At 37.6% G+C, this 20,475-nt stretch carries 16 protein-coding genes; 3 read left to right on the top strand and 13 right to left on the bottom strand.

Annotated elements, in window-relative coordinates; genetic code table 11:
- Positions 1–359: 359 nt before the first annotated feature.
- From ACLIBH_RS01600 to ACLIBH_RS01610, 3 genes are all read right to left on the bottom strand, one after another.
- A complete protein-coding gene (locus ACLIBH_RS01600) occupies positions 360–1,175 on the bottom strand; it encodes a sugar nucleotide-binding protein (protein ID WP_439314921.1) in 816 nt (271 codons plus the stop codon).
- A gap of 37 nt (positions 1,176–1,212) precedes the next feature.
- Positions 1,213–2,214 (bottom strand): acyltransferase family protein, encoded by a 1,002-nt coding sequence (locus ACLIBH_RS01605; RefSeq protein WP_439314922.1) that lies wholly within the window; start codon positions 2,212–2,214, stop codon positions 1,213–1,215.
- A 296-nt stretch (positions 2,215–2,510) separates the two neighbouring features.
- Positions 2,511–3,350, bottom strand: coding sequence for a non-homologous end joining protein Ku (locus ACLIBH_RS01610; protein WP_439314923.1), 840 nt, complete (start codon positions 3,348–3,350; stop codon positions 2,511–2,513).
- A 167-nt stretch (positions 3,351–3,517) separates the two neighbouring features.
- Here ACLIBH_RS01610 and ligD point away from each other — a divergent pair, with 167 nt between their 5' ends.
- Positions 3,518–5,305 (top strand): DNA ligase D, encoded by a 1,788-nt coding sequence (gene ligD, locus ACLIBH_RS01615; protein ID WP_439315027.1) that lies wholly within the window; start codon positions 3,518–3,520, stop codon positions 5,303–5,305.
- Positions 5,306–5,638: 333 nt separating this feature from the next.
- Here ligD and ACLIBH_RS01620 read toward each other — a convergent pair whose 3' ends face one another.
- From ACLIBH_RS01620 to ACLIBH_RS01660, 9 genes are all read right to left on the bottom strand, one after another.
- A complete protein-coding gene (locus ACLIBH_RS01620) occupies positions 5,639–7,024 on the bottom strand; it encodes an L-cystine transporter (protein ID WP_439314924.1) in 1,386 nt (461 codons plus the stop codon).
- A 619-nt stretch (positions 7,025–7,643) separates the two neighbouring features.
- Positions 7,644–8,411 carry an amino acid ABC transporter ATP-binding protein gene (locus ACLIBH_RS01625; RefSeq protein WP_439314925.1) on the bottom strand — a complete coding sequence of 256 codons (768 nt, stop codon included), beginning with the start codon at positions 8,409–8,411 and terminating at the stop codon, positions 7,644–7,646.
- A gap of 39 nt (positions 8,412–8,450) precedes the next feature.
- Positions 8,451–9,104: an amino acid ABC transporter permease gene (locus ACLIBH_RS01630; RefSeq protein ID WP_439314926.1), complete on the bottom strand. Its 654-nt coding sequence runs from the start codon at positions 9,102–9,104 to the stop codon at positions 8,451–8,453.
- Between the two features lie 535 nt (positions 9,105–9,639).
- Positions 9,640–10,464 carry a transporter substrate-binding domain-containing protein gene (locus tag ACLIBH_RS01635; protein WP_439314927.1) on the bottom strand — a complete coding sequence of 275 codons (825 nt, stop codon included), beginning with the start codon at positions 10,462–10,464 and terminating at the stop codon, positions 9,640–9,642.
- A 379-nt stretch (positions 10,465–10,843) separates the two neighbouring features.
- Complete coding sequence (locus ACLIBH_RS01640) at positions 10,844–11,314, bottom strand: OsmC family protein (RefSeq protein ID WP_439314928.1); 471 nt, start codon at positions 11,312–11,314, stop codon at positions 10,844–10,846.
- A 61-nt stretch (positions 11,315–11,375) separates the two neighbouring features.
- The gene (chrA, locus tag ACLIBH_RS01645) at positions 11,376–12,548 is read right to left on the bottom strand and encodes a chromate efflux transporter (protein ID WP_439314929.1); all 1,173 of its coding nucleotides are present in this window, start codon (positions 12,546–12,548) and stop codon (positions 11,376–11,378) included.
- 128 nt (positions 12,549–12,676) lie between these two features.
- On the bottom strand, positions 12,677–13,042 hold the full coding sequence (locus ACLIBH_RS01650; protein ID WP_439314930.1) for a DUF488 domain-containing protein: 366 nt from the start codon (positions 13,040–13,042) through the stop codon (positions 12,677–12,679).
- A 224-nt stretch (positions 13,043–13,266) separates the two neighbouring features.
- Positions 13,267–14,034 (bottom strand): TerC family protein, encoded by a 768-nt coding sequence (locus ACLIBH_RS01655; RefSeq protein ID WP_439314931.1) that lies wholly within the window; start codon positions 14,032–14,034, stop codon positions 13,267–13,269.
- A 315-nt stretch (positions 14,035–14,349) separates the two neighbouring features.
- Complete coding sequence (locus ACLIBH_RS01660; protein WP_439314932.1) at positions 14,350–16,086, bottom strand: phospho-sugar mutase; 1,737 nt, start codon at positions 16,084–16,086, stop codon at positions 14,350–14,352.
- A gap of 469 nt (positions 16,087–16,555) precedes the next feature.
- On the opposite strand from ACLIBH_RS01660, the gene ACLIBH_RS01665 reads away from it, so the two are divergent.
- Both ACLIBH_RS01665 and ACLIBH_RS01670 read left to right on the top strand, forming a co-directional pair.
- Entirely contained in the window at positions 16,556–17,638 is a 1,083-nt protein-coding gene (locus tag ACLIBH_RS01665; RefSeq protein WP_439315028.1) for an AI-2E family transporter, read from the top strand.
- A gap of 59 nt (positions 17,639–17,697) precedes the next feature.
- A complete protein-coding gene (locus ACLIBH_RS01670; RefSeq protein ID WP_439314933.1) occupies positions 17,698–17,886 on the top strand; it encodes an SE1832 family protein in 189 nt (62 codons plus the stop codon).
- A 640-nt stretch (positions 17,887–18,526) separates the two neighbouring features.
- Here ACLIBH_RS01670 and ACLIBH_RS01675 read toward each other — a convergent pair.
- Positions 18,527–20,371, bottom strand: coding sequence for a cation:proton antiporter (locus tag ACLIBH_RS01675; protein WP_439314934.1), 1,845 nt, complete (start codon positions 20,369–20,371; stop codon positions 18,527–18,529).
- Between the last annotated feature and the right edge of the window lie 104 nt (positions 20,372–20,475).

Raw genomic sequence — 20,475 nt, forward strand, 5'->3', positions numbered from 1 at the left:
AAGACTCATGCTTTTCCCGCAGGAGTCTTTGTAGGTTTCTTCCGCTAATAGTAGGGCCTATCACAACTTTGTATCGCTCTCAGGTTCGAGTTCAATTGCTCCGATACAGTTGTAGTAGATTTTAATTCGTTGCTCTTGCAGTATAGAAACGAATTACTTTAGCTTGTGTAGCTGACGCGTCAGATTTGCATCCAGCGAAAAAGCAGCTATATGCGATTTTATTAAAGAACGATTAATAAAAAGTCACGTGGAAATTACTTCGTAATCCTCCCGTGACTTTTCCCGCTCAAAGCGTGCATTCCGCTATTTTATTTTTATCCCTACGAGCAGCAATGTAAAGCCCCATTACGACCGTCCTTTTATTTTCCTTGTTCAATGGGTATTTTTAATGAAATGTTCTTTGGCAACTTATGATCTGGTTCCTCCTGTTCCGATGCTTTTATAATTTGACCAGGCTCGTAACCGAGCATTATCGCCATCGCTCTCATAAAGTCATAAAAGCTCTTGCCTTCCTTTTCGCCGACATGGAAAAGTCCCGTTTTCTTATTTTCTACGAGATCAATAATAGTATCTGTAAGAGTTTCTATCGGAGTAAATGTGCGAATTAAATCATCCCGATAAGATACGGTTTTCCCTTCATTTCCATCTGTTATAAAAGCGTTAAGCAAATGATCCCAATTCCCAGCCTTATTTCTTCCATAGACGGGTCCTGTTCGAATAATGGCATAATTGGTTAATTCATTCCGAATGATTCGCTCTGCTTTAACCTTCGCGTTAGCATATTTACCTAAAAAGTGATCATCTGGAAAAGTTGAAGTTGGATCTTCCGGTTTATAAGGCCCTTTTCCTTCTGCAAAAACAAGATCTGTTGAAATATAAATTAACTTTGTTTCCGGTGTTAAATGAGTGATTACGTGCATTAAACCCTGATCCGTTAATTGATGTTCCTCTGGTCCACTCATTACAGACCAAATAACGACATCTGGATTTTCTTTTTTATAAAAGTCGGAAAACGATTCTGGTTCATTTATATCTAGCAATGTCAGGTGTTCACTTTTCATTTCACCTTCTCTTTCCAAGAAGGTTCCTACTGTTTCAATAGATGACGCATCCTTTAAACGCTCAAATACAGACTCTCCGATATATCCACTTGCACCAAAAATACATACTTTCATTTATTGTCCTCTCCTTTCACCGAACGAAAATGTTCGATTAAACAGCTTTCTTATCTTGTGTCCACGTTTTTCTTATCATGGATGCTTTGCCCTCAATAACAGGCTGCCAAATCCCGATAATGAACTTACTTGATAAGATGAGCAAGATGACTGCCGAAATGATAGATAACCCTACGAGATCAATAAAGCGACTCACTTCGAAAAATTCATTTTGACGAAAGTACTGGATAAAAAAACCATGAAGCAAATAGACATAGAGCGTCCGCTTACCAAGCTTAGTAAAAGCTAACTTCCTTCTTGGTATCCAAGATAGAATGCACATTGTCATTAAAGCAGAAGTAGTATATACGAGCATTCGAGCCGGTGCACCGAGCGTCTGTAATCCTAAGTCTATATAAGATTTTGATCCGAGCAACCAGTTTGTATTAATTTCTGGTGCAAAGTAAATTAAGGTAAAAACTCCAACTAGAAAGAATGCTGCTATTAATTGAAAAACCTTTCTTTTCAATTTCATTAGCTCCTTTTGGTTTAACCAATATCCGAGTAGAAAAAATGGGAAAAACACAAACGTTCGCGATAAACTAAACGTATGTCCTACTTCTCCTATATATCCAATTAAAAGCCCGATTGCTACAGCGATAGACATACCTACTGCTGCAGGTATCTTTTTAAATATAATGAGTAGTATGTGCCAGCAAAACAGGCTCATTAAAAACCATAATGACCAATGTGGGTAAAACATACTCGCAAACCAAGATTCCTTACCAATATAAAAGTAATAAACGGTATATACGAGTTGGAAAATCGCATATGGAATGAGCAACTTTTTAGCAAGTTTCCATATATATTGCCCATTCCCGATTCCCTTTGCAAAAAAACCTGAAATCAAAATGAAAGCCGGCATATGAAATGTATAAACCCAAATATAGAGCGTATGAATTGCTCGTGAGCCGTCAATAAACGGCTGGATAATATGACCAAAAACAACTAAAAAAATTAAAATCACTTTTGCATTATCAAAATACGCTTCCCTTTCCACGAAAAGCCCACCTTTTTCATATTTTCATCGAACAGTTGTGCAATACATGCTCGGTTTCCCACTTAATCGTATGCTCCATATACCCGCTTTTAAACATTATTTACCTTGTTTTAAATCAATTTAATCGAAACGTAAATGAACTGTAAATGACGTAAAAAAATTGAGATGCTCTAGAAAAAAAGACAATAAATAATACCCCTTCGGAGAAGAACCGAAAAGGTACATGTCAAAACAAGCATTAATTCTAGAGAATTTACAAAAGAATAAATGATACTTACGATCCGTAAAATCGCTTATTATTTAGCTATACGTTTCCGTTTCGTTGTACTGGCCGTTGCATTTCCTTTCGCTTTCGGTTTATCTTTCTTTGCTTTATCTAAAGAGGCTTGTAACGCATCCATTAAGTTTGTTACATTATCCGGCTTTGCTGTCGATTTATTAGATATAGTCTGCTCCTTGCTTTTCTTTTCTTCGATTAATTCAAGTAATGCCGTTCGATAGTCGTCTGTATATTTATCCGGCTCAAAAGCTGTTGTCAACTGATCAATTAAGAGCTTAGCTGTATCCAGTTCTTTTTTTACGATATCCACTTGCTTCGGGATATTTGGCACGTCTTGAACAGCTCGAACCTCATCTGGATAGTGAATCGTTTCTACGACTAGTACATTTTTATAAATTCGGATAACAGCAAGCTGTTCCTTTGATCGAATCATCATTTTTGCAATACCAATTTTCCCCGTTTCACTTAAAGCAGCATGTAGTAAGCTGTATGCTTTCCCGCCACCTTCATTTGGAGATAAATAATAACTTTTTTCAAAAAATATTGGATCAATCTCCTCTAATTGAACAAAATCGATGATTTCGACAGCCTTATCTTCCTGCTCTTTCTTCAATGCAGCAATTTCTTCTTCGTCCAATACAACAAATTTGTTTTTTGCATACTCGTACGCTTTAACGATTTCTTCCTCTTTGATATCGCGATCACAGACAGGACATGTCTTCTCATATTTAATAGGAGATTGACACTCTTTGTGCAGCTGACGTAGACGCACATCTTTACTTTCAGTAGCAGCATGCATCTTAACTGGTATATTTACGAGCCCAAAGCTGATCGTCCCTTTCCACATCGTGTGCATGTATAACACTCCTTAGTACTAATTTCACTGTTATTATTCCGGCTATTGTTCAAACGCATTCAAATGATACTATTTAGTTTGACTCATTGGAAAACTTTTATCCGTTCGGTGTATTTTTTCTTGTTTGTGCCACTTTAATAAGTGGGAGGATGAAAAATGTGAAGACAATGCAGCCGATTCGCCTAACGAAACTACCAGACAGTGTCGATTTTTTTTATGAAATTAAGTATGATGGTTTTCGGGCAATCTTATACATTAATCAATCAAACGTTCAATTAATTAGTAGAAATGCCATTGATTTATCGAAGCAATTCCCTGAAATTATTACCGCTGGAGAAACGTTACGAAAGGAAATTCGATCTATATGCCCAGTTCAATTAGATGGAGAAATCGTCATTTTAAACAGTTCTTATCAAAGCAACTTTTCCCTTTTGCAAAAGCGCGGACGATCAAAAAATAACACTACTATTTTAAATGCAGCGAAAAAAAGACCGGCATCTTTTATGGCTTTTGATCTTCTCCTTTACAATGGAGAAAGCATAAGAAACCAACCTTATATTGATCGAAAGCAAAAACTAGCAAGTCTTTTAATGCCGACGGAGCTTCATAATAATCCAATAAAATATGTAAAACCTTATAAAGATTTAGCTCCTGTATGGAGAGTTATTTCAGACGAAAAGGGGGAAGGGATCGTTGCAAAGCGCACCGATAGTACTTATACGCCGGGGAAGTCCCACAATGCTTGGTTTAAACAAAAAAATTGGCGAACTGTATACTGCTTTCTAGTTGCATACGACACGTACAGCAACTATTTTACCGTAGCGATTTATAACGAAGGGAAAGTTTCCCGTATAGGAAAATGTAAGCACGGGCTTGATAATGAAAATGCTCACATTTTAAAACAACTGTTTAAAACAGAAGGAACAAAATCTGGGAATATATATACACTCCCACCAGCAATTTGTGCAGAATTACATACGCTCGGGTTGTATTCAGGGGAACTGCGAGAACCAGAGTTCTCTCAATTGCTTCCGAATGAAAATCCTGAAAACTGCACGCTAAAAAGGCTTCTATGGAACGTAGCAATGCTTCCGAAATCCGTCACAATTTCAAATAAAGAAAAAGTATTTTGGCCAAAAACAGGAACGACAAAAGGGGAGCTGCTCGTTTATATGCGAAACATTGCTTGTTACATGTTGCCCTTTCTTAAAAATCGCGTCTTAACCGTAATTCGCGCTCCTGATGGCATTACGGGACCATCTTTTTATCAAAAAAGCTTGCCGTCTTATGCTCCAAATTATATACATAGCATATCGGAAAATAAAAAGCGTCTCATTGTATGTGATTCATTGGAAGCACTCATTTGGCTTGCGAATCACGGGGCAATTGAATATCATGTTCCATTTCAGAGTGCACATCTTGTTCATCCGAATGAGATTGTCTTTGATCTTGATCCACCAGACCGAGACCACTTTCAGCTTGCTGTGGAAGCCGGTTTATTAATCAAACGTTTGCTTGATGATTTAGCGCTCGTTTCTTTTGTAAAAACGTCTGGGAATAAAGGGTTGCAAATACATATTCCGATTCGTAACGGAAGTATGACGTATAACGAAACTGCCTTACTAACTGAAGCAATTGCAAAAACTATTGAGGCGGAGAATCCATTGCATTTTACGACAGAACGGCTAAAGAAAAACAGAGGCGGTCGATTATATATCGACTACGTTCAGCATGGAAAGGATAAAACAATTATTGCTCCTTATTCTCCTCGATTAACCGAATCAGCGACGATTGCAACACCGTTGTTTTGGGATGAATTAAATTCTGACTTGTCCCCTACGATGTTTTCGGTTAATAATATAACTCATCGTATCCAAACCGTAGGCTGTCCATTTGCCAACTATTTCGCTTCTGGAGAAAAGCAACAAATGGAAAATATATTACGTCTCGTTTAATCGTTTCATAAACAAAAAAATGTAGAAATACCCAAGCAACTAAAAATTAAAAACTTATTCGTGACTCGTACGCACACGAAGCATCATAGCCCTTCAAAAGAAAAAAAGCAGCGGTGACACCTCGGAAGAGCATTCGCTCTAATGAGGATCACCAGCCGCCTGAGGCTAAGCAGACATTGTAAATGCAACGCATAAACGGATGAAAACGTAGTATATTTTCTTCTACAGCAGAAAAACCTGTTCTAAATATATAATTGTTCGGTTTTTATTCGACGTAATACTTCTGTTTCAGCCCCAATAGATTCAAAACATACATCTAAGTGAAAACTTTTTCTAAAGGCCGCTACTTTTTTCAATTGCAGCTTGATCGTTAAATGTTTTTAAGTTTAACTTCTTCATTATTCGTGCAGTTAACGTTCCAGATAACATACTGTCGTTTACGTTAAGTGCTGTGCGCCCCATATCTATTAATGCTTCTACCGAGATAAGAACACCTGCTAAAGCAACCGGTAGCCCCATCGATGATAGAACAATTAAGGCTGCAAACGTAGCACCGCCACCTACTCCTGCTACACCAAATGAGCTAATTCCAATAATTAGAACGAGCTGAATAATAAAGCCTGGCGATAACGGATCAATCCCAACCGATGGTGCAATCATAACCGCAAGCATCGCAGGGTAAATTCCCGCACATCCGTTTTGGCCAATTGTCGCTCCAAAGGAAGCAGACATGTTGGCAATGCCTGAATCGACGCCTAATGCGTTTTTTTGCGCTTGGATATTTAATGGAATTGTTCCTGCACTCGAACGCGAAGTAAAGGCAAATCCAAGCACCGGCAATACTTTTTTCAAATATGTGAACGGATTTAAGCCGAATAAGCCGATCAATATTAAGTGAATGATAAACATAACAAATAATGCGACGTAAGATGCTACTACGAATTTTCCTAGTTCTACTATTCCAGACCATTCAGTATTTGCAACGGTTACTGCAATAAGTGCAAGTATTCCAAACGGTGTAAGACGAAGCACCAATGTTACAATTCGCATGACAACCGCATATACAGCATTTACAATTTTAGTAAACATATCTGCTTGCTCTGGATTTTTCCTCCGTAAACCAAGTACAGCAATTCCAACGATTATTGAAAAAATTACAACCGCTATAACGGACGTTGGCCGCTCACCAGTCATATCCAAAAATATATTTGAAGGAATAAAATTAAGAATTTTAGCTGGAGTTGATAAGCCGTCAATCTCCCCAAGTCTGGTTTCTAAAATATCGCCTCGCTCGGCTTCAGCTTCACCGATGTCAATATGCTCAGCATTTAAATCAAAAATTGCCGCACTCCCAATTCCAATTAGAGCGGCGACCATTGCCGTTGAAACTAAAAAGCCAATGATCCATCCAGACATTTTACCTAGCTCTGAAGTTTTTTCTAAGTTAATGATGGACTGGATAATAGATACCATTACAAGCGGTATAACAATCATCATAAGCAGGCGAATATATCCTCTACCAACTATATTGTACCACTCTGTTGTTTCATTCAATACATCGGATCCTGCCCCATATACTATTTGTAATACAGAACCTAACAATATACCTAGTCCTAAGCCTGTAAATACGCGCTTGCTAAAAGATATATGCTTCGTTTGCATATACACTAACAATCCAATAATTAAAAGTAAAACAACAACATTTATAAATACATACATTGGACGTATCCCTTTCCTTTCTCCCTATTCTTAAAGTTAATTTATATAATTCATATAAATTTACTATGAATTATAATATTAGCTTGAAGACCAAAAGGTGTCAAGAGGAAAAACCTCTCAAGATTGCGTCACGTATTTGTGGATGTTATTTTAAGAAGTTAAAAAACCGCTCTTTGTATTCGTTAATTTTAGTATTGATTCCTACCGACCGCAGTAGATATACACTACGCTTTCCGAGGAGGCTGAAGCCGTGCCCGCGGAAAGCATCCACCTGCAGTGAAAATCAACGGTGTTATTCATGTGTATATCGTTCGAAGTAAAATTGATCACATATTATCTACTTAGATTCGTGCATCTGTTCCCCCACAAACATTTTACTCATACACCTCTCAATTGTTCCTTTCTAAAAAAATGGTTCATTATCGGCAGCACAAAAATAGGGCTGTCCATATTATTGCCGGAGAACCCTAATATAATTTAATTTATTCAGTTGCTAAAATCAGTATATATACATGCGTAATAGATTAATTATGTTCATATAAACGTTTTGTATATTTTCACAAATATAAAGCGTATAAAAAGTATTCTTTCCACTTTACCGATTCTGTCTATTCAAGCATTACGTACCAACTTTTTCATCATTAAACGTACGTAAAAAGAGTTTCGTCCTATCTTTTTTAGGATACTTAAAAATTTCCTCAGATGAGCCTTTCTCCACTACAACACCTTGATCCATAAAAACAACTTTATCAGCTACTTCCTTAGCAAAGGACATTTCATGCGTTACAACAACCATTGTCATCCCTTCTTTTGCTAAGTCTTTCATTACTTGAAGTACTTCTCGAACGAGTTCAGGATCTAAAGCGGAGGTCGGTTCATCATAGAGCATTACAATAGGTTCCATTGAAAGCGCACGAGCAATCGCAACTCTTTGTTGCTGACCTCCAGATAATTGATTGGGATAGTGATCCATTCTATCTTCCAACCCTACCTTTTTAAGCAATGAGATTGCATTTTTCTTTGCTTTTTCGCGCTCCATTTTTTTAATAACAATGGGCCCTTCCATCACATTTTCAATTGCTGTTTTATGAGGGAACAAATTGAATTGTTGAAACACAAACCCTGTGTTTTGTCTGAGACATTTAATTAAATTCGCCCTTTTTTTATTTTTTGGCAGTGTAGTATTTACTGTTAAGTCGCCTAACTGCACCTCGCCTCCATCCGGTTCTTCTAAAAAAGTGATACAACGAAGAAGGGTAGACTTGCCCGAACCACTTGGCCCCATTATAACTACGACTTCGCTTTTTTTTACAGATAAAGTAATATCTTTAAGAACCTCATTTTCTCCAAAGTGCTTTTTTATATTTTGCAAACGAATTACTTCCATTTGTTAGCTCCTTTCCCAGAATTGCTTATAATTTAGCCATTACGCTACATGTCTTGAAGCCCTCTTCTCTACCCTGTCCAAAATAATCGTAAAAAAAGTAATTGCTAACCAGTAAAAAACTGCTGCCAATAAATATATGGTTAACGGTTCAAAGGTTTTGGCTATTATTAAGGTGGACATTTGAAGCAATTCTGTAACCGTAATAACGGAGACTAATGACGTATCTTTAATTAATATAATGTATGTATTCGACAGGGTAGGTATAGCTATTCGGATACTTTGTGGTAAGATGATTCTTCGCATTGCCTGACCATATGTCATGCCCATTGAGACCGCGGCCTCCATTTGTCCTTTATCAACAGCTAAGATGGAAGCGCGAAATGATTCTGATAGATACGATCCAGCATTTAAGCTAAATGCTAGAATGCCTGACGGTATAGGATCTAATTCAATACCAACTTGTGGTAATCCATAATAAATCACAAAAATTTGGACTAATAACGGCGTACCACGAAACATCGATACATATATAGTTGCTATTATACGTAGCGGCTTCACCTTGGAAATTCGAGCCAATGCTGTGAAAAATCCAAGCACTAAAGCAATTATAATAGAAACAACCGCTAACATAACTGTCATCAATGTTGCATTTAATAGCGGAGGAATTGCATCCATTATTATAGAAAAATTCATATGTCCTCCCCCTCGTATAGTTTGTTTAAGTGTTATTTTTTCGCCTATTGTTCCTTCCCTGTTTTCCAATAGAACAAGCATCTATTTCGCAAAAACAACACTGTGTTACATGCGTTGCTTTGCACTATGAGCGGACGCTGCGGGCTTGGATTAGCGTATCTTTACTCTTAGAAAACGCTCGCTGTGGAGTCTCAAGACACATGCTTTTCCCGCAGGATGCCGCCTTTCATTTCAAGCAAACTGCTACCTGCTTATTTTATTAATTGATATGTCAAATGTTGTAGACGTTCCGTAATGTTCCTAGATAATGTTCTTAGGATCATTTGGGACAATTCTTATCCCCTTTTCATCTTCTTTATTCATTTATGAATTTATTAAGCTAAAAGAGGACTAATGAACAATACCGTCTATTACTCCAATTATTTACAAAGGTAGATTTTACAGCGTACTATTTACTACTTATTCATTTACATAACACGTAATAGTGTTCCACATCCGCTGTCGTGCGATGTTAGCAATCAAATAATTAGTGCCTTTACTTTAAAATAGGATTAGCATCAAACCATTTTCGATAAATTTCCTCGTACGTGCCGTCTTCAATAATATTATTTAATTCTTCGTTTAGCTTCTTAATAAGTCCCCCGTTCCCTTTTTTAACAGCCATAGCAATTTCATCTTCATTAAGCACATCGCTCACAATTTTTACTGGTATTTTCTCTTCCTTGATGTTATAACTCATGAGCAATTGATCATTAATGATTACATCTAGCCTTTCATTCAATAAATCCTGAAGATATTCATTTACCGTTTTATATAAAGTGACATTAGCTCCTTCAACACTTTCAGCTACTTCAGCAAATGTTGTACCAGTACCTGTCCCAACCTTTTTCCCACTAATATCCTCTAATTTATTAATCCCTTCCGTATCTTCACGAGTGATCAATACAGAACCCGTTACAACATACGGATCTGTAAAATCTACACTTTGCTTCCTTTCCTCCGTCACTGTCATCTGAGCTATAATGACATCAAATTTGTCAGCTTTAACTCCGCCGATAAGACTATCCCATGATGTTGCAATAAACTCAGCTTTCACACCCATTCTTTCAGCAATTTCATTCGCAATATCAACATCGAAACCCGTATACTCGTTTTCATCATTCAAAAAGTTAAATGGACGATATGTTCCCTCAAACCCTACACGAATAACCTCTGAATCGATTATTTTTTGCAACGCTTCATCTTCTGCACTTTCTTCTGAATCATTACTCTGACTAGTATTTACATCCTGTCCGCATCCAAATAATAATAAAGCAAATAATAGCAACATACCAAACAGTGACTTTTTTACCTTTTTCATTTCGAAAAGCCTCCTAATTTAGTATTTATGAGTATGTGATAAGTAGTTGTAATTACAGCCCATTTATCGTTCATTTGCTTTTTGAGCTCCTCCACTTATTCAGATTCCCATAATTAAACCGCTTACATTTTTTCATTGTTCAACCAAAATGTAGTACAATTAAGTACAGTTTACATCTAAATATTATGAATTGTCAATATTTTGTTAATTTATTCATTAGAAACTTAAAAAGGCCACAACTAACCAACAAAATAACTCGTATTTAAAAGCGTGGCAACAAAGCTTCCACCAATGCAAATAGCGCATTATACAAAATACACCTCGGTAAAAAGGGCATTTACTATAATGCGCTAAAAATATACTGTAACTAAAATAGTATTTAAAAAGAATTGTTAACATTACTTTTTATGCGTGGAAGGTTTGCTTGGACCTCCACTTCCACATTCCCCCGAATCGCCCGGGAGATCATACAGCTTTTGTCTGCTGCCTTCACAAGCTTTTCCAAAGTTACGAACTGCTCGTCTGTAGCTTCTTCTTTCAAAATAACAGTTGGCTGATGTATGATTCTTTCATAAGTGAATACGCCGTTATGAACTTCAACAATCCCTACCGATTCAAGGAGCATTTCCTCTAAAGGTAAATTTCTTCGCTCTATCATTGCTGCTAATGTAATAAGATAACAGGTCGATGCGGCACCTAGTAACATTTCATCCGGGTTAGTCCCTACGCCTGGACCGTCCATCGCATCTGGAATTGAAATAACCGACTGTAAATTACCTGCTTCAATATACCCTTCACTATTTCTCCCACCTGGCCATTGCGCTTTTAAATGAAAATGGTGCTTTGCCATCTATACGCCTCCTCTACTCGATTTAACTAACTTGCAGCGGACACCTTCACAATACTTCTATTCAAATTAGGACAATCAATTGTCCTAACGTAACACCTATTACAACAATAAGCCACGCAGGAAGCTTCCATATTTGAAGCAATACGAATAATAGAGTGGCGTGCGCGAAATCTAGATTGCTATGAATCGAGCTTGTAAAAACAGGATCATATAAAGCTGCAAACAAAATGCCTACAACACTCGCATTCACACTATTAAGCATTCCTTGAAATCGCATATTCTGTCGCAGCTCCTGTAAATAAGGTAATGTACCAACGACAAGCAAAAAAGCAGGGAGAAAGATTGCGACTGTAGCAATTACTGCCCCTGTCATTCCATTAACCAACGTTCCTAAATAACTAGCGAATGTAAACAAAGGACCCGGAACTGCTTGAGCCATACCGTAACCAGCTAAAAAATCACCTGACGTTACTAATCCTGTCGGCACCATTTCTCTTTCAAGCAATGGTAATACGACGTGTCCGCCTCCAAACACAAGTGCACCTACTCGAAAAAAAACATTAAATAATTGCAAATGAATTAGCGAGAACATTTGGGCTAAAAAAGGGATTCCAATTAAGAGTAAAGCGAGCAAAGCTAACGAAAAAGCCCCTTGTTTTTTTGTAATGGGAATAGAAAAGGATTGAATTGTTGGCTCATGTTGCTTCGTAAACATAAAAAAGCCAAATAATGCAGCAATAACTATAATTGCTAGTTGAGCAAATGCAGTCGGAAAGGCGAGCACTGCTGCTGCACTAAATAAAGCAATTGCTATCCGAATCCGATCAGGTGCAAGTTTATTTCGAAGATTAAATACTGCATGCGCCACTACTGCAACTGCGACAATCTTTAAGCTAGAAATCCAGACAGCGTCCTCCCACGTATACGATTGATATAGATTAGCAAACAATACGAGTATGATTACTGAAGGTATCGTAAAGCCAAACCAAGATACCATTCCTCCCAACAAGCCACCTCTGATCATACCAATTGCCATTCCTACCTGACTGCTAGCAGGACCTGGTAAAAATTGCGTTAAGGCAATAATATCGGCATAAGATTTATCATCAAGCCACTTGCGTTTGTCTACATACTCATTTTTAAAATATCCGAGATGTGCAACCGGACCACCAAAGGACGTCAATCCTAATTTTAGTGATGTTCGTAATATTTCAAACAGAGAATTTTTTTGCATTTTGTCCTCCTAAACCATCAATACAACTATACCATACGGTCAACAGAGGACATTTTCTACCTTTCGTCGTAAAAGTTTACAATAAATTTACATAACGCATTATTTTAACTTACAGTTGGCGTTTTATTTTAAACATTCACATGATCAATAATTTCTTTTAATACTTTCGCCTGATTATTTTTTTCGTCCTTTGCAGCAAACAGCAACGTTACATTTTTTTTGTGTTTTTTAGTAATCGATTTTAATTCGTCTAATGCTTCTTTCTGTCCACCCGTTTTTAGTTCCTCCTTATATTTCCTTTTAAACGTATCGTATTTATCCGGATCATGGTCAAACCATTTACGAAGCTCATTTGTAGGCCCGATTTCTTTTAACCAGTAATCCAATTTTGCCTCGTCTTTAGCTACTCCTCGTGGCCAAACGCGATCGACCAATACACGAACACCATCCTTTTTATCGTAGGATTCATAAATACGTTTTGTTTGTACTGGCATTGGAAAGCCTCCTTTTGAAATATATTATTATATGCATACCCGTTGTCCTTTTTATACAAACTGATTTGCTTTCATCGCACGGATAACAAAAAAAACAGCTGAAGCGCCTGCAGGCAGTTATCAGCTGTGTTCGGACGTTCAGCTTGTCCGAAGCTATGGTACGTATACGTACGAATTGTTTATTCAAAAATTTTGGCTTTGAGCAATTAGATTCGGTCAGATCGCTACTCTTGAATTGAATGTTGATTTGTCTCTTTTTGACCCGATAAAAACCAACCACCTGCCGCTATACCAACTAATACAGTATAGAAAATTACCTTCCATGTCGTTGAGTGCGGAAATGCATGGGGGATAAGTAAAATATCTTGATGCGCTAGTACAAGAATGGATAGTTTTATCCCTACCCAACCAACGATCATAAAGGCGGCCACTTCAAGCCCTGGACGTTGGTATAATAGCTTAACAAATACATTGGCAGCAAAACGCATTAAAATTACACCAATCATCCCACCAGCGAATATTACGAGAAACTGTCCTCCATCAAGGCTACCGACTGTAAACAAACCAGTTGGTGTAAGTGCTACAGCAAGGGCAACGGCTGCTAAAATTGAATCAATTGCAAAAGCAAGGTCAGCAATTTCTACCTTTAATACGGTCATCCAAAAACCGCTTTCCTTTGCTTTAGGCTTTTTCTTCGACTCTTTATGTCTAAAATGATCATACAAATGTTTAATTGAAATATACAATAAATATAAAGCGCCTAGTGCTTGTACTTGCCAAATATCAACGAGAAAAGAAATAACAAACAAAGAGCCGAAACGTAAAACAAACGCTCCTGCCAATCCATAAAACAGAGCCTTGCGTCGTTGCTTTTCGGGTAAATGCTTCACCATAATCGCTAAAACTAAAGCATTATCCGCTGCAAGCAGGCCTTCCAGTCCAATTAAGATAACGAGAACCCATAAATATTCCAATAGTAATTGTGCGTCCATACTGTCTCTCCTTTAAATAAAAAATGATCCCCACCAGTAGGCAGGAATCATACAAATTCGACAGAAAAGACCCTTACCTACGATGGTAAAGGTCTCGCTAACAACGTTTGTTGCCAATTAAGCCGGAGGACGAATCCTCGTGTAATGACGACTTCAATTGTGCAGCTACTCCCCTTTAGGAATATGCAATTTACTTAATTAAACCATGCTGCTTAGCTGAATGTCAATTATTTTGTCGAAGGGCCTCTACCATAGTCATAGAGTACCCGATTCCCTAAGCATTAAACGAGCTTTTCTATCTTTTCATCTTACCTTCTATTTTATCGCCTGCTGCATTACTTGCTCAATTGCTTCTTCCAAAGCAGCGAGTTGAACACGACTCGCTTCCTTGCTCGACGTACAAACACCGTAATAGCATTTAATTTTAGGCTCTGTACCAGAAGGCCTTAAACAAACCCAGCTTTTGTTTTCCAGCACATATTTAACTACGTTTTCCTTTGGAAGGTCAAGCATTTCCGTCTTATTGCCTTCTATCATAACACGTTTGCTTGCCGCATAATCCTCAATAGCTATCGTTTGCAGCCCGGCAATTTCATCAAGTGGATTTTTTCGTACATAATCCATAATATTGTTGATTTTTTCTGTACCTTCTTTCCCTTTTAACGTTAATGAAACTATGCCTTCTAGATAATATCCGTGCTGTTCATATAACGCTTCAAGAGCATCTAATAACGATTTTCCTTTATTTCTCCAATATTGAGCCATTTCTGCAGCCATAACAGCAGCCTGTACTGCGTCTTTATCACGTGCAAACGTACTAATTAAATAGCCATAGCTTTCTTCAAAGCCAAAAACAAACGTTTCGCCTGTCGCATCGTATTCATTTATTTTTTCACCAATATATTTAAAACCTGTTAACGTGTCGATCGTCTTCACTCCATAAGCAAGCGCAATAGATCGTCCTAACTCTGTCGTCACAATCGTCTTCAGCATGCGTGCATTGCTTCGTAAAACCGCATCGTCACTATGTCTTAATAAATAGTCGAGCAAAAGCGAACCAAGCTGATTACCAGTTAACACTTGATAGTGCCCATTATCATCTCTTACAGCTACACCTAACCGATCGGCATCAGGATCTGTACCCAACAAGATATCAGCATCCTTCTCTTTACCTAACTCCATTGCGAGCGTAAATGCTTGGTGTTCCTCAGGATTAGGTGATTCAACAGTAGAAAACTCAGGATCTGGAATCGTCTGCTCCTGAACAAGATAAACGTTTTCAAAATGTAATTGTTTTAACCCATCATGTACAAGCTTCTCTGCGGTTCCGTGCAATGGAGTAAAGACGATTTTCAAGTCCTTCGGTTCGTTTAACATCGTTTCATTCATTTTTGTAATTTGCAGTAACTGCTCCAAGTAAGCATGATCGACTTCACCATTCACCCAATGGATGAGTTTATTTTCCTCTAGTTCTCTTTCTGCCATTATTGGAACTGTTAATTCATTCTCCACTTGTTTAATATGAGAAATAATCGCATTTGCTTCTTCTTGCGTTATTTGACTGCCTTCTTCGTTGTACACCTTAAACCCGTTATATTCGGGTGGATTATGGCTTGCAGTAATCATAATTCCGGACACTGCACCAAAATAACGAACAGCAAATGAGAGCAGAGGTGTTGGACGCAACGATTCAAACACATACGCCTTTATTCCGAAGGTGCCTAGAACTTTTGCAGCCTCTAATGCAAACGATTGCGACAAATATCTTGAATCATAAGCAATTACAACTCCACGATCTCTAACATTCACCCGATGCTCAAGCAAGTAACAGGAAAGGCCATGTACGGCCTTGCGTACTGTATATATGTTCATTCGATTTGAACCGGGCCCAATAATTCCGCGTATGCCACCCGTTCCAAATGTCAATTCTTTATAAAATGCATCTTCCAATGCCGCATCATCATTTGATATGTCATTCAATTGTTTACGGAGCGTTGCTGCTAGTGATTCATAATTGCTCCATTTCTCGTATACTCTCTTCCACTTATTCACTAACTTGTTCCCCCTGAACCGTTGTTTGTTCAAATAGTAGCATACTTTGCTAAATTATTCTATTACTCTTTTCATTCTCATTCTAGAATGCATCACGTATTTGTAGGTGAATATATAAATTCTAGAAAAACACCCTTTTTGTATTATCAATTATTCTGTTCTTTTGGCAATACCGACACTGCTATCATATCCTTCGCTTGCAGTGCTTGCTGATTTTACCATCCATTAAGCGATGATACGATTAAATTTAGTACTACCTTCTTTTTCTTAATCGAACGCAATCACTCAATCACAATAAATAACTCGTAAGATCTCACATAGTCATTTTATGCATACTTTCATTCTATTGTTTAAAGCACGGCGCTTTCGGTCAAACTACTCGTAAGGATTGGATTTCACTTTCTTATCCGAATTGAAAAAGGTATGATAGATACAAATTAGTAAATCTACTAAAGGAAGTTGTGATGTGATGCTGAAAAATCGCTGGTTTCAATCGTTAATCATATTTATTCTCATCTTTCTATTAATCTTTTTAATGTCAAAAACGAGTTTTGTTTTTACCCCTGTACTGCAATACGTCGGTGCAGTGGCCGTACCAATAATAGGCGCAGGCATTTTATATTACATTACAAAACCGATTATGCATTTATTTGAAAAACTGAAAATAAATCGGATTGTTTCTATCCTGCTCGTGTTTTTGTTGTTATTATTAATTGGCTTTCTATTCGTCATTTATATCTTTCCAATCGCACAACAACAATTTTACAATTTAATGGATAATGTTCCTAAGATGGTAAATTCGGCACAACGTTTTATTGCGTCTTTTCAGTCTGGACAAATCGTTATACCAGAACAGGTAAATGATGCAATTAATAATTTCACAGATAACATTCAAACATACTTAGAAGATATTATGAGCAGTTTATTCGGGTTTATCGGCTATATTATTACATTTGTAGCTTCTCTCGTCCTCATTCCATTTTTCTTATTTTTCATGCTGAAGGACGGAGACAAACTCATTCCATTTATTACGCAAATTTTTGAAAAGAAAAAGGCAGAAAACATCCGAAATTTGTTAAGTAAAATTGACGAAGCACTGACTGCATTTATCCAAGGCCAGCTAATCGTTAGCTTTTGTGTAGGCGTTTTACTATTTATCGGTTACGTTATTTTAGGTTTGAAATATTCCTTAACACTCGCTTTATTTGCGATGATTATGAACGTAATTCCATTTCTCGGGCCTTTTATTGCTGTAATTCCAGCCGTTATCGTCGGTGCTTTCCAATCACCCATGATGATCGTCTGGGTTATTATCGTAACAATTATTGCCCAGCAAATTGAAAGTAATTTAATTTCACCGAATGTAATGGGGCGTGTCCTTGATTTACATCCACTTACGGTCATTACGGTAATTTTAGCGGCTGGCAGTATTGCTGGTTTTCTAGGAATATTGTTTGCAGTTCCATTTTATGCCGTTATTAAAACGATCGTAACGCACTTTTATCGAACGTATGAGCAATCAAAGGATTCAAAGGAAGATGCATTACTCTAGTCGATTCTCCGCTATAAAGCTTGATCGACTCTAGTAAACTACTATAAAGAGGGGTTTTTATGTTGAATGAAAAACAGTTAAAAGAAAAACTAGCAGAGCTCAAATCCGATTATGTCCGGATACAAGGCGATATGGATAAACTTGAATTTGTCGGAGGACGAGTATCGTCTGCAGAGGAGCAGCTCATTCGACTTGAGGACGAAATTGCTGCAATTAACAAACGAATAGAAGCAATCGAAAATAAGTAAATAAACGAAAAAGCTTGCATTTGCTCCTACAAAGCAAATAGCAAGCTTTTTTCAGTTTGTGCAATACATGACGTTGGTGAGGAAAATCACATTACTTTTTTGGTAGGGAAATGCGAAGTCACGAACGTCATTTTTATTTTCTTATAGAAAATATTATCTCCATCAAGCGAAAGCCTGTAGAAACAAAATACAATACAAAACATAAAGAAACACACGCCAATTTAAATGAAACAGCATTAAAGTGTGTGCACTAAGGCTGTTAGCCCTTTTTAAGCTGACTGGAGCGGAAGTCGACGGACACCTGGGGAAATAGCACGCGTCCGAAGATTACTGTAGCGACTCCGATAGAGGAGCTACAGAAGCTGAGGCAGTAACCGCGGAAAGCCTATCGGCTGTAGTGCAAGTCAGCGAAATCAGAGCGCAAGCTTCCATAATTTTCGTTCTACTACATTAGTACGTATTCCTCAACTTAACATACATCGCCAACGTCATTTGCAAAGAACCTTTTTTATATTGACCGAGTCTCAACTTTTATACGATCTGTAACATAGTTGCAGCATTCCCTAGAGGATAATTCGTATACTCTATTTATTTACATCGTCCCGTAAACTGCATTTCAACTACGAAAGCAAAACGATTATTAATTATTATTTCGCTGACTCTCCAATTTTTCTTTAATCTTTTTTATTTCTTTATTAGGAGGTGTGAGACTTACGATAATGTCCCCAGCACTTGGTGTTGTTCGCATGTCCTCTGTATAAAAATTAACTTGTCCGGAGGATTTAAGCGCGTATAAAAACACAGTAGAGTCCGCCTTATCCTTTCGATATTGCTCATAGCTATATTGAGGTGTTAATGTCGTTTGTCTGAAAATATAGCCTTGCATAATTTTATTAATTAAATCTTCCATCGATATTTCATTTGTAAAGAGAACACGGCCACCAACTTTATCGACAATGTTTTCAGAGCTATTGTGCTCTTCCAAATACGGATTTACTTTAAAAACGTTTGTGCGCCCGTATTCTGGCATAAATGTCGTACAAACGAGTGCATTATACGAGTCAAAATCAGTAGCGGCGATTAAATAATCGTAAGGAATCGTATCTAAGTTATACTCGGTTTGTTCCGACAAAATCTCTCCATGATAGAAAGGTACGCCTTCATTACGAGCATATCGTAAATTTTCCCAAGATGTGTCAAGAATTATGACTGGAACCCGAGCCTTTTCAAGTGATTTTGCCAAACCGACGGTGAAACGATTACAACCGACAATAATTGTTCCGGGCTTTCCTTCTAAGGAAAGGTGTAGCTTCTTCGCAAGCCAGCCAATTGAAAAGCCATGTGCAACAACGGTAAAAAACACAAGTCCGAACGTAAGTGTCGTTAAGATCGATGCGTCTTCATAGCCGTACTCTGTTAAAACAGAAGCGAAATAACTTGATACTGTCAATGCTACAATACCACGCGGTGCAATCCATCCAACAAGTGCCTTCTCGTTCACTGTCAGGCCGGAACCGATTGTAGAAAGAAAGATAGACAATGGACGAACTAAAAACATCATTAATAAAACGTACCCAATAATATGCGGATTAAAAATGTGCAAAATTGTCTCCATTTTTAATGATGCAGCAAGCATAATAAAAATTCCCGAAATTAATAAAATAGATACATTTTCCTTAAAGTGACGCATATCGCTTATTGAGCTAATACCCATATTCGCTAACGTCATCCCCATTGCCGTAACAGCAAGTAAGCCAGGTCCATGCATCAATTCATCTGATATCGTAAAGCACAAAATAACAGAAGCAAAGATTGAAGGCGATTTTAGAAATTCTGGTATATGCCCTGTCTCAAACATCCATCCGATAAACCGACCACAAATGATCCCGAACACCGCAGCAAAGATTGAAACGAGAAAAAACAGGAGCAGCGTTGTTCCATTTGTACCGCTAGCAGTAAGAAATGCGATAATTTCAAAAGCAAAAACAGCAAGCAATACACCAATTGGATCAACGATAATCCCTTCCCACTTTAAAATTTTAGCTGGGCGAGGTTTTAATTTTGATTGTCGAAGCAATGGCAAAATAACCGTAGGTCCAGTAACAATAAATAGACCACCAATTACAAATGCAACTGCCCATGATAAACCTGCAACGTAATGAGCCGTAAGCGATCCAAGTATCCACGCAATAAATGCTCCAACCGTCGAAATGCGAAATACTGGCTTTCCTAGTCCGCGAAGCTCTTTCACATTCAAGTTTAAACTTCCTTCAAATAAAATAATAGCAACTGCGGCCGATATGATAGGACTGTATAAATCTCCAAAGCTTTCCTCCGGGTTCATCAAGCCAAGCACAGGCCCAGCCATTAATCCTGCAATAGACATAACAACAATTGCCGGCAAGCTATATCGCCATGCTAACCATTGAGACCCTATTCCCAATAAGCCAATTAGCATGATTTCAAATAAAAGGGATAGTTCCATACAAGTCCTCCTATGCCACGCGTATATTTAAATATAAAGAACATTGTAATGCTGAATTCATAGAAAGTAAACTGTTATTGCGATTATTTTTATTTTTAAAAGGT

Source organism: Virgibacillus sp. W0430, from assembly GCF_051846935.1.
In the GTDB taxonomy this organism is placed as follows: Bacteria; Bacillota; Bacilli; order Bacillales; family Amphibacillaceae; genus JBPYCR01.